Raw genomic sequence first — 12,717 nt, 5'->3', positions numbered from 1 at the left:
ATCCACCCCGCGCCGGACCGGCGCGGGGTTCGACTCCGACAGCGACGGCCCGGCCGTCCCGCCACGAAGGCCCGCACCGGCCGGTCCGATCCCCATGCATCCGCATCCCGCATCCGAGGCTGACGGCCGCGCCCCGAATCCGGGCCGCCGGGACCTCCTCAAGGCCGGCCTCGGCGCCGCGCTCGCCGGCGGTTCGAGCCTCGGCCTGCTGCGCGGAGCGCGGGCGGATTCCGCGGTCGTGCGGCTCAAGCTCGGCAACGACCTGCCGGCCTCGCACTCGGTCAACCGGCGCCTCGGCGAGGCGATCGCGGCGATCACCGCCGAGACCCAAGGCCGGCTCGTCATCACGCTCTTTCCGAACAACCAGCTCGGCGGCGATCCGGGCATGATCGCGCAGTTGCGTGCAGGCGCGCTCGAACTCGCCACCATGCCGGGCACCGTGCTCTCGACCCTGATCCCGGCGACCGCGCTGACCGGCGTCGGCTTCACCTTCACCGGCTACGAGAAGGTCTGGCCCGCGATCGACGGCGCGGTCGGCGACCATGTCCGCGAGCGGATCGCCGCGTCCGGCATCGTCCCGTTCCGCGCGGTGTGGGACAACGGCTTCCGCCAGATCACCAGCAGCACCCATCCGATCCGCTCGCCGGAGGATCTGCGGAACTTCAAGATCCGCCTGCCGACGGTGGCGCTCTGGGTCTCGATGTTCCACGCGCTCGGGGCCGCGCCCACCAGCATCCCGCTGGCCGAGGCCTATCCCGCGCTCCAGACTCGCGTCGCCGACGGGCAGGAGAATCCGCTGGCGCTGATCAACGCGGCCAAGTTCTACGAGGTGCAGCGCTACTGCTCGCTGACGAACCACGCCTGGGACGGTTTCTGGCTGCTCGCGAGCGGCAAGGTCTGGGCGCGCCTGCCCGAAGGCCTGCGCGCCGTGATGGCGAAGCACTTCGACGCGGCGGCTTTCCGCCAGCGCGAGGACAACGCCGCTGCCACGGCCACCCTGCGGGCGACGTTGGAGGGCCGCGGCCTCGTCTTCAACGGCACCGACCCGATCCGCTTCCGCCAAGCGCTCGCCGGCACCGACTTCTACGTCCGCGCCCGCCAGCGCTTCGGCGGGGAGGCCTGGGACCTCCTCGAACGCCATGTCGGCGCGGTCGGCTAGCGCCATGCACGTCGCCCACGACATCGCCATCGAACCTCTCGACCGGGACCGCCCGCGCTGGCTCGCCGGGGCCGATTCCGCGCTCGGCGCGGGCGTGGCGGTGGCGGCGTCCCTGCTGGTCGTCGCCGAGATCGCGGTGCTGCTCTCCGGCGTGCTCGCCCGCTACGTCTTCCGCGCGCCGCTGATCTGGACCGACGAACTCGCCGCGATCCTGTTCCTGTGGCTCGGCATGCTCGGCGCGGTGATCGCGCTGCGCAAGGGCAGCCACATGCGGATGACGGCTTTGCTCGGCCGCGTCGGCCCGCAGACGCGCGCCGCGCTCGATCGGTTCGCCCAGGCCGCCCCCATCGCCTTCCTGCTGCTGGTCCTCCCCGGCGCGATCACCTACGCCCACGAAGAAGCCGCGGTGACGACCCCGGCGCTCCAGATCTCCAACGTCTGGCGCGCCGCGGCCCTGCCGGTCGGGCTCGTGCTGATGCTCGGGGTCGGGACGCTGCGGGCCCTGCGCGGTCGCGAGCCCGGCCGCATCCTCGGGCTCGCGGTCGCCATCGCCGCCCTGGTGCTCGTGGCGGGCGCCGTCGGGCCGCCGCTGGAGGCGCTTGGAAACCTCAACCTGTTCCTGTTCTTCGTCGTGATCCTGGCCGGCCTCGTCTTCGCCGCCGTGCCGATCGCCTTCGCCTTCGGACTGTCGAGCCTCGGTTACATCGCGCTCGCGACGCCGGTCCCGGTCGAGGTGATCGCGGGGCGGATGGAAGAGGGGATGTCGCCGCTCATCCTGCTCGCCGTGCCGCTCTTCGTCTTCCTCGGGCTGCTGATCGAGATGACCGGCATGGCCCGCGCCATGGTGGCCTTCATGGCGAGCCTGCTCGGGCACGTGCGCGGCGGCCTGTCCTACGTGCTGATCGGGGCGATGTACCTCGTCTCGGGCATCTCCGGCTCGAAGGCCGCCGACATGGCCGCCGTCGCCCCGGCCTTGTTTCCGGCGATGCGCGAGCGCGGCGCCGACGAGGGCGATCTCGTGGCGCTCCTCTCGGCGACCGGCGCGCAGACCGAGACGATCCCGCCCTCGCTGGTGCTGCTCACCATCGGCTCGGTGACCGGCGTCTCCATCGCCGCCCTGTTCACCGGCGGCCTGCTGCCGGCCCTCGTGGTCGGCGCCTGCCTCTGCTTCGTGGTCTGGCGCCGCGCCCGCGGCCCCGGCGCGGCGGCCCCCTTCAAGCGGGCAAGCGGGTCCGAGATCGGCCGCGCCTTCCTCCTGGCCCTGCCGGCGCTGGCGCTGCCTTTCGTGATCCGCGCCTGCGTGGTCGAGGGTGTCGCCACCGCCACCGAGGTCTCGACCATCGGCATCGTCTATTCCGGCCTCGTCGGCTTGGTTGTCTACCGCCAATTCGACTGGCGCCGTCTGCACCCGATGCTGGTCGAGACCGCCGGCCTGTCGGGGGCGATCCTGCTCATCATCGGGGCCGCCACCGCCATGAGCTGGGGCCTGACCCAATCCGGCTTCTCGGCCGCGCTCGCCGCCTTCATGGCCGGGCTGCCCGGCGGCGCGCCGGTGTTCCTCGCCGTCACGGTCCTGTTCTTCGTCGTGCTCGGCAGCGTGCTGGAGGGCATCCCGGCGATCGTCCTGTTCGGGCCGCTGCTCTTCTCCGTCGCCAAGCAGCTCGGCATCCACGAGGTGCACTACGCCATGGTGGTGGTGCTCGCGATGGGCATCGGCCTGTTCGCGCCCCCCTTCGGCGTCGGCTACTACGCCGCCTGCGCCATCGGCCGGGTCGATCCCGATGCCGGCATCAAGCCCATCGGCGGCTATCTGCTCGCGCTTCTGGTCGGCACCGCGCTCGTCGCCGCCATCCCCTGGATTTCCACCGGCCTCCTCCACTGAACGCCGCCCCCCGCGGCCCCGTGCGCCGCATCGCCCTGCGGGAGTCATGCTCCATGAAAGACCTTCTCACCTTCGGCCAGATGCTCTCGGTCCACGCCCGGCTGAGCCCGGAGCGCATGGGCGCGCGCGATCTCGAGCGCGCCATGACCTTCCGGCTCTGGAACGAGCGCTCGTGCCGCTTGGCCAACGCACTGCTGGGCCTCGGCCTGAAGAAAGGCGACCGGGTCGCGGTGCTGGCCTACAACTGCGTCGAGTGGGCCGAAATCTACGCCGCCACCGCCAAGGCCGGGCTGGTCTCCGTGCCGATCAACTTCCGCCTCGTCGGCAAGGAAGTCCGCTTCATCCTCGATAACGCCGAGGCCGCCGCCCTGATCGTTCAGGACGAACTTGCCGGCCTCGTCGAGGAGATCCGCGCCGAGATCACGATCCCCGACGGCAACATCGTCCATTTCGGCGCGAGCGCCTGCCCGGCGGGCTTTCGCGACTACGAAGACTTCCTGGCGCAGGGCAGCGCCTCGGAGCCGGACGTCGCGGTCGCGGCGGCCGATCCGTGGATGCTGATGTACACCTCGGGCACCACCGGCAACCCGAAGGGCGCGATCCGCAGCCATCGCGGCGGCAGCAACCTCTCGCTCTGCACCGAGATCGAACTCGGCATCCACCGCAACGACGGCGCGCTGCTCGTCATGCCGATGTGCCACGCCAACTCGCTCTATTTCTTCGGCGCCTTCAGCTACTGCGGCGGCGGCATCTCGATCTACTCGCGCAAGAGCTTCGATCCGGAGCACTGCCTCAAGACCCTGGCCGAGGGGAATTCCACGTTCACGTCCCTCGTCCCGACCCATTACATCATGATGCTCGGCCTCTCCGGCGGCGTGCGGGAGAAGTACAATCTCGATCACGTCACCAAGCTGATGATCTCCTCCGCGCCTGCGCGCCAGGAGACCAAGCGCGCCGTGATGGAGCTGTTTCCGAATTCCGGCCTGTACGAGCTGTACGGCGCCACCGAGGTCGGCTGGGCCACCATGCTCCACCCCAAGGAGCAGTTCACCAAGCTCGGCTCGGTCGGGCGCGAATGCGTCGGCTCGGCCCCGATCAAGATTCTGGACGAGGCCGGCAACGAGGTGCCGGACGGCGAGGCGGGCGAGCTCTACTGCTCGAACCCCTACCTGTTCGACGGCTATTGGAAGCTGCCGGAAAAGACCCGCGAGGCGTTCCGCGGCGAATACTGCACCGTCGGCGACATGGCGCGGCGCGATGCCGACGGCTTCATCCAGCTCGTCGATCGCAAGAGCAACATGATCATTTCCGGGGGCGAGAACGTCTACCCGTCCGAGGTCGAGTCGGCGCTGGGCCGTCATCCCGCGGTGCGGGACGTGGCGGTGATCGGCCTGCCCGACGCCAAGTGGGGCGAGCGCGTCCACGCCGTCGTCGTCCTGCAGGACGGGGTGAGCCTCGACGGCAAGGCGCTGATCGATTGGAGCAAGGATCATCTGGCCGGCTACAAGCGCCCGCGCACTTGCTCCTTCGTCGGTCACGACGACGTGCCGCGCAACGCCACCGGCAAGGTGCTGCACCGGGTGCTCAAGGCCCAGGTGATGGAAGACGAAGCAAAAGCCAAGGGAGATTTGGCCGCCGCCGTGAAGGCCGCCGGTTGACGCCGCCGCGCCCCGATGACCGGCACGCCGACATCACGGATCGCACCGCCCCTTCGGGGCCGTGCGACCGTGCGCGCCAGACAATGCGGGAGCGGCGATGCAGGCGGTCCTGAACGCGGCCCTGCCGATTTTCGGGCTGATCCTGACCGGCACCCTCTGCGGCTGGTTCCGGGTGTTCTCGAAGGCGGCGGCCGACAGCCTGAACAGCTTCGTCGTCACGCTCGCGCTGCCGGCCCTCGTCTTCGTGGCGATGGCCCGGATCACGCCGGAGCAGCTCGGCCATGTCGGCTTCATGGTCGCCTATGGCGGCTGTGTGCTGGGGAATTCCGCCCTCGGCTTCTGGCTGAGCCGGCGCCGCGGCGAGCCGATGGCGGACGCCACCATGACCGGGCTCAACGCCAGCTACAGCAATGTCGGCTTCATGGGCCTGCCGCTCTGCCTGATCGTGTTCGGGGCGGACGGGCTGCCGCCGGCCATCGTCGCGACCCTGTTCACCGCCTGCATCCACTTCCTCGGCGCGATCCTGCTGATCGAGGCCGATCTCAAGAAGGGCGTAAGCTTCGGGCGGCGCTTGGCCGACGTGGGACTCTCGCTCCTGCGCAACCCGCTGTTCCTGGCGCCGATCGCCGGGCTCGCCGTCGGTCTGTCGGGCCTCGGCCTGCCGCTGCCGGTCGCCCGCTTCGGCGAGCTGTTGGGGGCGGCGGCGGCGCCCTGCGCGCTGATCTGCATCGGGCTGGTGCTGGCCCAAGAGGCGCTCGACGTGCGCGAATTGCCGCGGATCGGCGTCTTGGTCGCGCTCAAGCTCGTGCTTCAGCCAGCGCTCGCGGCCTTCCTCGTGTTCCGCGTCCTGCCGATGCCGCCGGTCTGGGCGAGCGTCGCCGTGATCCTCAGTGCGCTCCCGACCGGCCCCGGCGCCTTCTCGCTCGCCAAGGCCTACGGCCTCCAGCCCGCGGCGACCTCGGGCGTCATCCTCGTCTCGCATGTCGCCTCGGTGGTGACGCTCTCCCTCGTCCTCGCCTGGCTCGTCTGAACGGGCCCGCGCTGTCCAAAAACAACGAAAACGGAGGTTAGCCCCATGCAGATCAGCTCCGACAGCGTCGCCGCCGTCGTCGCCCGCTCCCTCAAGGCGCGCGGGGTCGATCGGGTCTTCGCGCTCTGCGGCGGGCACATCATGGCCCTGTGGATGCGCCTCGACGCGGAAGGCATCCGCATCGTCGACGTGCGCGACGAGCGCGCCGCCGTCCACATGGCGCAGGCCCATGCCGAGGTGACCGGGGGCTTGGGCGTCGCCCTCGTCACCGCCGGCCCCGGCATGACCAACGCCATCACCGGCATCGCCAACGCCAACGTCTCCCGCGCCCCCGTTCTGGTGCTATCGGGCACCAACACCCGTCCGCAGGAGAACCGCGGCGGCTTGCAGGACCTCGACCACACGCATCTCGTGCGCACCATCACCCGCTACGCCCGCACCGTGCGCGAGCCGGCGCTGGCGCTCGCCGAACTCGACGAAGCGATCTCCCGCGCGTTGGGCGAGGGCGGCGAGCCCGGCCCCTCCTACATCGACTTCCCCGCCGACACGCTGCGCGGCCTCGTGCCGAAGGCGATCCAGATGGCCGAGCACATGGAGGCCAAGCCCCGTGTCGCCGTGCGGCCCGATCCGGACCGGATCGCGGCGGCGGTGGAACTGCTGTGGTCGGCGCGTCGCGTGCTGGTCATCTCCGGCCGCGGCGCCCGCGGCGCGGGGCCGGAACTGGTGAGCCTGCTCGACCGCCTCGGCGCGGTCTATCTCGACACCGGCGAGAGCCGCGGCCTCGTGCCGGATTCCCACGCCTCCGTCGTCGGCGCCATGCGCGGCGCGGTGATGACGGACGCCGACGTGGTGCTCACCGTCGGCCGCCGCCTCGACTTCCAGCTCGCCTTCGGCTCGCCCGCGATCTTCGGCAACGCCAAGTTCGTCCGCATCGCCGACACCCCGGCCGAACTGCGCGACAACCGCCGCGGCGCCGTGGAAATCCTCTCGGATGCCGGCGCCGCCCTCAAGGCCATCGTCGAGGCTGCGGGCAACCGCGAGAGCGGCGTCGACCGCGACTGGGCCGGCAAGCTCCGCGCCGGCCACGAGCAGCGCGCGCAGAAGCTCAAGCAGACCATGGCCTCGGCCCCCGCCGGCAAGGACGGGCGGCTGCATCCGAACCGGGTCATCGCCGCGTTGCAGGACGCCATCGACGACAATTCCATCGTGGTCACCGACGGCGGCGACTTCCTGAGCTTCGCCCGCATCGGCCTCTCGGCGCCGATCATGCTCGATCCGGGGCCCTTCGGCTGCATCGGCGTCGGCGTGCCCTACGGCATCGCCGCGAGCCTCGCGCATCCCGACCGCACCACCCTGGTGGCGACCGGCGACGGCTCGTTCGGCTTCAACGCCATCGAGATGGACACCGCCGCCCGCCACGGGGCCCCGGTCCTGATCGTGGTCGCCAACAACGGCGCGTGGCAGATCGAGGTCCACGACCAGACCGTCACACACGGTAAGGTGGTCGGCACCAAGCTCGCCTTCAGCGACTACGCCGCGATGGCCCGCGCGCTCGGCATGCACGGCGAGCGCGTCGAGCGGGAAGAGGACCTCGGCCCCGCCATCCAGCGCGCCCTCGCCAACCGCCCGGCGCTGCTCGACGTGGTGGTGACGCCCGAAGCCGTCTCCTCCGACGCCAAGACGGGTCTGGCCTGGGTGCCCGATCTCCAGCCGCTCGCGGCCTGGGACGACGCCGAGCGCCAGTGGCGCGCGGGCGGCTCCGACGAGGCGTGAGGAAGTCCACGATGTCCCACCTCGATCACCCCTTCGAGGCCGGCCTCGACCGCACGGGCGCCAACTACGTTCCGCTGACGCCCGCGAGCTTTCTCGCAGGCGCTGCCGCTTCGTACGGCGCCAAGGTCGCGGTGATCGACGGCGAACGGCGGCTCACCTACGGCGCGCTGTACGCCCGCTGCCGCCGCCTCGCCTCGGCGCTGCGGGGGAGGGGGATCGGGCGGCTCGACACCGTGGCGATCCTGGCCTCGAACATTCCGGAGATGATCGAGGCGCACTACGCCGTGCCGATGGCGGGCGCCGTGCTCAACCCGCTCAACACCCGCTTGGACGCGGCGACCATCGCCTTCTCCCTCGACCACGGCCGGGCCAAGGTGCTGCTGATCGATGCCGAATATGCCGGCCTCGTCGCGGAAGCGCTTCGGCATGTCCGCCGGCGCCCGCTGGTCGTCGGCATCCCGCTGCCCGGCGAGGGCGAGGCCGGTATCGGCGATCTCACCTACGACGCCCTGCTCGCGGAGGGCGACCCCGACTTCGCCTGGGAGGGCCCGGCGGACGAGTGGCAATCGCTCTGCCTGCTCTACACCTCGGGCACCACGGGCGACCCGAAGGGCGTCGTCTACAGCCATCGCGGCGCCTACCTGCAGGCGCTCGGCAACGCCGTCACCTTCGGGCTCAACGCCGACAGCGTCTATCTCTGGACGTTGCCGATGTTCCACTGCAACGGCTGGTCCTATCCGTGGGCCGTTGTGGCGGCGGGCGGCACCCAGGTCTGCCTGCGCAAGGTCGAGCCCGCGGCGATCTTCCGGCTCATCGCCGACCACCGGGTGACGCATCTGTGCGGCGCGCCGATCGTGCTGTCGATGATCGCGCACGCGCCGGAAGAGGTGCGGGTGCCGTTCTCCCACGCGGTGGTGCGCTGCGCGACCGGGGGCGCGGCCCCGTCCTCGACCATCCTGCGCACCATGGAAGAGCTGGGCTTCAAGGTGACCCACCTCTACGGCGCCACCGAGTGCTACGGCCCCGGCACCGCCTCGCTGTTCCAGCCCGACTGGGCCGCGCTCCCGACCGAGGAACGCTACGGCCGCATGGCCCGCCAGGGCGTGGCGCTGGCGACCCTCGGCTCCGTCATGGTCGCCGACCCCGAGACGGGGCAGCCGGTGCCGCAGGACGGCGCGAGCCTCGGCGAGATTATGATGCGCGGAAACACCGTGATGAAGGGCTACCTCGCCAACCCGGCCGCGACCGAGGCGACGCTCCGCGACGGCTGGTACCGCACCGGCGACCTCGCCGTCTGGCACGCCGACGGCGCCGTCGAGGTCCGCGACCGCTCGAAGGACATCATCATTTCAGGGGGCGAGAACATCTCCAGCCTGGAGTTGGAGGAGGTGCTGACGCGCCATCCGGCGGTGATGCTGGCCGCCGTCGTCGCCCGGCCCGATCCGACCTGGGGCGAGACCCCGTGCGCCTTCGTCGAACTCAAGCCCGGCGTCGGCACGCCCACCGACGACGAGGTGATCGCCTTCTGCCGCGAGCGGATGGCGCGGTTCAAGGTGCCCAAGGCCGTGGTGTTCGGGCCGCTGCCCAAGACCTCGACCGGCAAGATCCAGAAATTCGTCCTCCGCGAGCAGGCGCGATCGCTATGACCGGAACCCGAGACGGCGGCCCGCAGGCCGCGACCGACCCGTTCGGCCTGTTCGGCGCCTCGATGGAGGCGATGCAGGCGTGGTCGCAGACGTGGCAAGCGATGCTCACGGCGCGGGGCGGCCCCTCGGCCTCGCTGATGCTCGGCGCGATGACCGACCCGGCGCAGTGGTCGCAGAGCGTCGCGCCGCTGATGGAGGAGTTCCGCCGCGCGCTCGCGCTCCCGCGCTTCGCCGACCTGCCGAGCCTGGACGCCGAGGCGATGCCCTCGCCGGAATCGGCCGTCGATCTGACGATCATCCTCCAGCAATACCTCGCCGCCGTGGTGCCGGTGTGGATGAAGGCCTGCGAGACCTTCCAGGAAGAGGTCGCGACCCGCCGCGCCCGCGGCGAGAGCATCGATGGGCTCGGCGAGGGCATGGACATCTGGAACGGCGTCCTCGACCGCACCCTGATGGCGTTCAATCGCTCGGACGACTTCGCCGCCCTGCAGCAGCGGATGCTGCGGCTCGCCATGCGCCAGCGCGAGGAGACCCGCCGCCGCGGCGAGGCGATGGCGCAGACCCTCGACCTGCCGACGCGCAGCGAGATGCTCGACGTCTACGCCCGGCTGCACGGCCTGATGCGCGAGGTGCACGGCCTGCGCCGCGAGGTGCGGGCGCTGAAAGCGCAAGCCGTGGGCCGGCCGGCCGAGGCCGGCCACGACAATCCTTGATCACGGGGGAGGCCGCCATGGCGCAGGGCATGACGATTCCGGGGCTGAAGGAACTGGCGGAGTTCTCCAAGCGCGCGGCGCAGGCCGCCGGGCAGCTCGGCGCGGTGCGCGCCGAGGACGTGGACCTCGCCACGACCCCGCGGGAAAAGATCACCGAAATCAACGGGCGCACGCTCTACCGGATCGATGTCGGCTCACCCAGTCGCGTCGAGACGCCGATCCTCGTGCTCTACGCCATGGTCGGCAACTGGCAGATCCTCGATCTCCAGCCCGACCGCTCGTTCCTGAAGAGCTTGGCGGAAGCCGGCAGCACCGTCTACGTCGTCGATTGGGGCCATCCGACGCCGGCCGACCGGTACGACGACTTCAGCGACCTCGTCGACATCTACATCGACCACTTCGTCGAGGCGATCCGCGCGCGCCACGCCATCGACAAGATCAACCTGCTCGGCATCTGCCAGGGCGGGGTGCTGTCGCTCTGCTACACCGCGCTCCACGCCGACAAGATCCGCAATCTCGTCACCTGCGTGACGCCGGTCGACTTCCACGCCGACCGTTGCGAGGCGAAGCTCGAACGCGGCTTCATGAACGTCTGGACCCGCAACCTCGAGGCGGGGGACATCGACCTGTTGATCGACACCATCGGCAACGTGCCGGGCGGCGTCGGCGGGGTGCTGTTCTCGATGATGACGCCGTTCCGCAGCCTCGCCAAGTACAACCTCACCCTGATGAAGGCGGGGCAGGACCGCGACAAGCTGATGAACTTCCTGCGCATGGAGAAGTGGCTCGCCGACCGGCCGGACCATCCCGGCGCCGCCGCACGGCAATGGTTGCAGGACCTGTATCAGGACAACAAGCTGTTCAAAGGCACCTTCGAAATCGGCGGCCGACCGGTCGATCTCGGCGCCATCACCATGCCGGTGCTCAACTTCTACACCGAGACCGATCACATCATCCCGGCCCCGGCCAGCAAGGCGATGGGGCAGGTGATCGGCGCGGGGGACTACACCGAGGTGCCGATCACCGGCGGCCATATCGGCGTGTTCGTCAGCCGGGGGCAGGCCAAGTTCAGCGACCGCATCCTCGGCTGGCTGGAGACGCGCTGAAGCACCTCTCCCATCAAACCCCCTCATCCTGAGGTGCGAAGCGAAGCGGAGCCTCGAAGGAGGGCTCCAGAGATCGCGCGATACGCTGAAGCCCTCCTTCGAGGCTGCTTCGCAGCACCTCAGGATGAGGGGGTGGGTTGGAGCGAGTTCTTATCGATACAAATTTTAGGGAGACGATATCATGACCGACATCTTGCAAGGACTGCGCATACTCGCCGTCGGCGCAGCCCTGGTCCTGCCGGCTGCGGCCCAGGCGCAGACATCGACCCGCGCCGCCGAGCCGGAGGGCGAGAAGGCGCCGGCCGTGACGGTCACCGACGGCTCGTTCAAGTGCCTGCTCGACATGAAGAAGGTCCGCCACTTCTACGTCGACAACCTCTCCGGCCGCCTCGACGAGACGGTGAAGGTCGCCGAGGCCGGCGAGGGCGAGTACCCGGAGGGCTCGGTGGTCCAGCTCGTGCCCAACGAGGTGATGATCAAGCAACAGAAGGGGTTCAGCCCGATCACCCGCGATTGGGAGTTCTTCTGGATCGATGTCGACGGCGACGGCTCGAAAATCTTCCGCCGCGGCTTCGTCGAAGTGAACAACCGGTTCGAGATGAACTGCTTCGCCTGCCACGTGAAGGCGGACGCCAAGAACGACTTCACCTGCGGCGCCGACGGGGGCGGCTGCGACCCGATCCCGCTCACCCGCGAGATGTTCGGCGCGCTCCAGCGCACCGACCCGCGCTGCAAGAACGCACCCCCTGTGAGCGCGGCGGATCAGGCCGCGCTGAAGATGGTCGGCGAGGTCGTCGCGGCGATGAAGGAGGCCAACGCCAGCAACCGGACCATGAGCGAGGATGCGCCGAAGAAGTAGACTGAACGCCGCCCCTCGTCCGTCGAAGGACGAGGGGCGGCGCCTCGACTCAGCGCAGCCGCTCGATCCGGCGCGGCTCGGGGCGGAGATCGATGGAGCCGGTGGACTCGACGTCCTTCGGCTCGATGCCGCCGGTCATGCCCATCACGGTGAGGGGCCGCTCGGCGACCACGCCGTCCCGGACGATCTCGCCCCGGACGACGATGGGGGCCTCGCCGCGCGCCGGGACGGTCTGGGCGAGCGCGCCGCCCGCGGAAAGGGCGAGGGCAACGGTCAGGGCGGTCTTGGTGAGGGTTGAACGGGTCATGGCATGCATCCTTCAAGGGGCTTGGTTTGAGGACGGTCGAAAGCCGCCCGTGGCATGCGCAGGAGATGGGTCTCGATGCTGCGACGCAAAGTGCGCTGCGACACCTCGTTGTGCATTGCAGTGAAGGGTCAGTTCGTCTGCAATGGGATGCTCGACGGCGCGGCGACTGGAAAAGACGGGCCGACCTACGTCGCTGCCGGCCCAAAGCTTGAGAATGACGAGTTACGTCGCCGCAGCGTCGCGGCGAGCATTAAAAACCGGAACCGCGGATCGGCTCCGGCTTTGGTCGGCACCAACGAGATCGGGAGAAGACGATGAAGCGGCTCGTATTCGCAGCTATCCTGGCCGGGATCACCGGCGGGGCGATGGCGCAGGGGACCGGCGACGGTCCGGCCAAGGACCCGACGGCGAACGGCGGCAACACCGTCGTCAACCAGGGCGCCGGATCGGGTACCGGCACGACCGACAAGGAGCGCGGCCTCGCCACCGGCACGCCGAAGGCCGATCCGACCGAGAACGGCGGCAACACGGTCGTCAACCGCGGCGCCGGCTCGGGCACCGGCACCGAAGCGCCGACGCGGTAG

At 70.1% G+C, this 12,717-nt stretch carries 12 protein-coding genes; 11 read left to right on the top strand and 1 reads right to left on the bottom strand.

Annotated features, from left to right (window positions below; genetic code table 11):
- Positions 1–94: 94 nt before the first annotated feature.
- From ASG52_RS07945 to ASG52_RS07905, 9 genes are all read left to right on the top strand, one after another.
- Positions 95–1,159, top strand: a complete 1,065-nt coding sequence (locus ASG52_RS07945; protein WP_056241388.1) for a TRAP transporter substrate-binding protein — start codon at positions 95–97, stop codon at positions 1,157–1,159.
- 4 nt (positions 1,160–1,163) lie between these two features.
- On the top strand, positions 1,164–3,041 hold the full coding sequence (locus ASG52_RS07940) for a TRAP transporter large permease (RefSeq protein WP_156383842.1): 1,878 nt from the start codon (positions 1,164–1,166) through the stop codon (positions 3,039–3,041).
- A 53-nt stretch (positions 3,042–3,094) separates the two neighbouring features.
- A complete protein-coding gene (locus tag ASG52_RS07935; RefSeq protein ID WP_056241384.1) occupies positions 3,095–4,699 on the top strand; it encodes a class I adenylate-forming enzyme family protein in 1,605 nt (534 codons plus the stop codon).
- Between the two features lie 97 nt (positions 4,700–4,796).
- A complete protein-coding gene (locus tag ASG52_RS07930) occupies positions 4,797–5,729 on the top strand; it encodes an AEC family transporter (RefSeq protein ID WP_056241381.1) in 933 nt (310 codons plus the stop codon).
- 45 nt (positions 5,730–5,774) lie between these two features.
- Positions 5,775–7,502 (top strand): 2-hydroxyacyl-CoA lyase, encoded by a 1,728-nt coding sequence (locus ASG52_RS07925; protein WP_056241378.1) that lies wholly within the window; start codon positions 5,775–5,777, stop codon positions 7,500–7,502.
- Between the two features lie 11 nt (positions 7,503–7,513).
- Complete coding sequence (locus tag ASG52_RS07920; protein WP_056241376.1) at positions 7,514–9,148, top strand: AMP-binding protein; 1,635 nt, start codon at positions 7,514–7,516, stop codon at positions 9,146–9,148.
- Positions 9,145–9,861 carry a poly(R)-hydroxyalkanoic acid synthase subunit PhaE gene (locus tag ASG52_RS07915; protein ID WP_056241374.1) on the top strand — a complete coding sequence of 239 codons (717 nt, stop codon included), beginning with the start codon at positions 9,145–9,147 and terminating at the stop codon, positions 9,859–9,861. Before ASG52_RS07920 ends, ASG52_RS07915 begins: the two co-directional genes overlap by 4 nt.
- Positions 9,862–9,878: 17 nt before the next feature.
- Complete coding sequence (locus ASG52_RS07910) at positions 9,879–10,967, top strand: alpha/beta fold hydrolase (RefSeq protein ID WP_056241525.1); 1,089 nt, start codon at positions 9,879–9,881, stop codon at positions 10,965–10,967.
- Positions 10,968–11,148: 181 nt separating this feature from the next.
- Entirely contained in the window at positions 11,149–11,826 is a 678-nt protein-coding gene (locus ASG52_RS07905) for a hypothetical protein (RefSeq protein WP_200945585.1), read from the top strand.
- A gap of 49 nt (positions 11,827–11,875) precedes the next feature.
- On the opposite strand, the gene ASG52_RS07900 is transcribed toward ASG52_RS07905, so the two are convergent.
- Positions 11,876–12,133 carry a hypothetical protein gene (locus tag ASG52_RS07900; RefSeq protein ID WP_056241373.1) on the bottom strand — a complete coding sequence of 86 codons (258 nt, stop codon included), beginning with the start codon at positions 12,131–12,133 and terminating at the stop codon, positions 11,876–11,878.
- A 75-nt stretch (positions 12,134–12,208) separates the two neighbouring features.
- Here ASG52_RS07900 and ASG52_RS26995 point away from each other — a divergent pair, with 75 nt between their 5' ends.
- Together ASG52_RS26995 and ASG52_RS07895 are read left to right on the top strand one after the other, a co-directional pair.
- Complete coding sequence (locus tag ASG52_RS26995; protein WP_156383841.1) at positions 12,209–12,451, top strand: hypothetical protein; 243 nt, start codon at positions 12,209–12,211, stop codon at positions 12,449–12,451.
- A complete protein-coding gene (locus tag ASG52_RS07895) occupies positions 12,448–12,717 on the top strand; it encodes a hypothetical protein (RefSeq protein WP_056241370.1) in 270 nt (89 codons plus the stop codon). Before ASG52_RS26995 ends, ASG52_RS07895 begins: the two co-directional genes overlap by 4 nt.

The sequence above is a fragment of the Methylobacterium sp. Leaf456 genome (assembly GCF_001425465.1).
Classification (GTDB): domain Bacteria; phylum Pseudomonadota; class Alphaproteobacteria; order Rhizobiales; family Beijerinckiaceae; genus Methylobacterium.
This window is presented reverse-complemented; position numbering and strand designations above follow the sequence as displayed.

What these genes read in the sequence shown, in the direction of transcription:
- ASG52_RS07935 (WP_056241384.1), top strand. Translation starts at nt 3,095, where the DNA reads ATGAAAGACCTTCTCACCTTCGGCCAGATGCTCTCGGTCCACGCCCGG.
- ASG52_RS07915 (WP_056241374.1), top strand. Translation starts at nt 9,145, where the DNA reads ATGACCGGAACCCGAGACGGCGGCCCGCAGGCCGCGACCGACCCGTTC.
- ASG52_RS07925 (WP_056241378.1), top strand. Translation starts at nt 5,775, where the DNA reads ATGCAGATCAGCTCCGACAGCGTCGCCGCCGTCGTCGCCCGCTCCCTC.
- ASG52_RS07910 (WP_056241525.1), top strand. Translation starts at nt 9,879, where the DNA reads ATGGCGCAGGGCATGACGATTCCGGGGCTGAAGGAACTGGCGGAGTTC.
- ASG52_RS07930 (WP_056241381.1), top strand. Translation starts at nt 4,797, where the DNA reads ATGCAGGCGGTCCTGAACGCGGCCCTGCCGATTTTCGGGCTGATCCTG.
- ASG52_RS07940 (WP_156383842.1), top strand. Translation starts at nt 1,164, where the DNA reads ATGCACGTCGCCCACGACATCGCCATCGAACCTCTCGACCGGGACCGC.
- ASG52_RS07945 (WP_056241388.1), top strand. Translation starts at nt 95, where the DNA reads ATGCATCCGCATCCCGCATCCGAGGCTGACGGCCGCGCCCCGAATCCG.
- ASG52_RS07900 (WP_056241373.1), bottom strand. Translation starts at nt 12,133, where the DNA reads ATGACCCGTTCAACCCTCACCAAGACCGCCCTGACCGTTGCCCTCGCC.
- ASG52_RS07920 (WP_056241376.1), top strand. Translation starts at nt 7,514, where the DNA reads ATGTCCCACCTCGATCACCCCTTCGAGGCCGGCCTCGACCGCACGGGC.
- ASG52_RS26995 (WP_156383841.1), top strand. Translation starts at nt 12,209, where the DNA reads ATGCTGCGACGCAAAGTGCGCTGCGACACCTCGTTGTGCATTGCAGTG.
- ASG52_RS07895 (WP_056241370.1), top strand. Translation starts at nt 12,448, where the DNA reads ATGAAGCGGCTCGTATTCGCAGCTATCCTGGCCGGGATCACCGGCGGG.
- ASG52_RS07905 (WP_200945585.1), top strand. Translation starts at nt 11,149, where the DNA reads ATGACCGACATCTTGCAAGGACTGCGCATACTCGCCGTCGGCGCAGCC.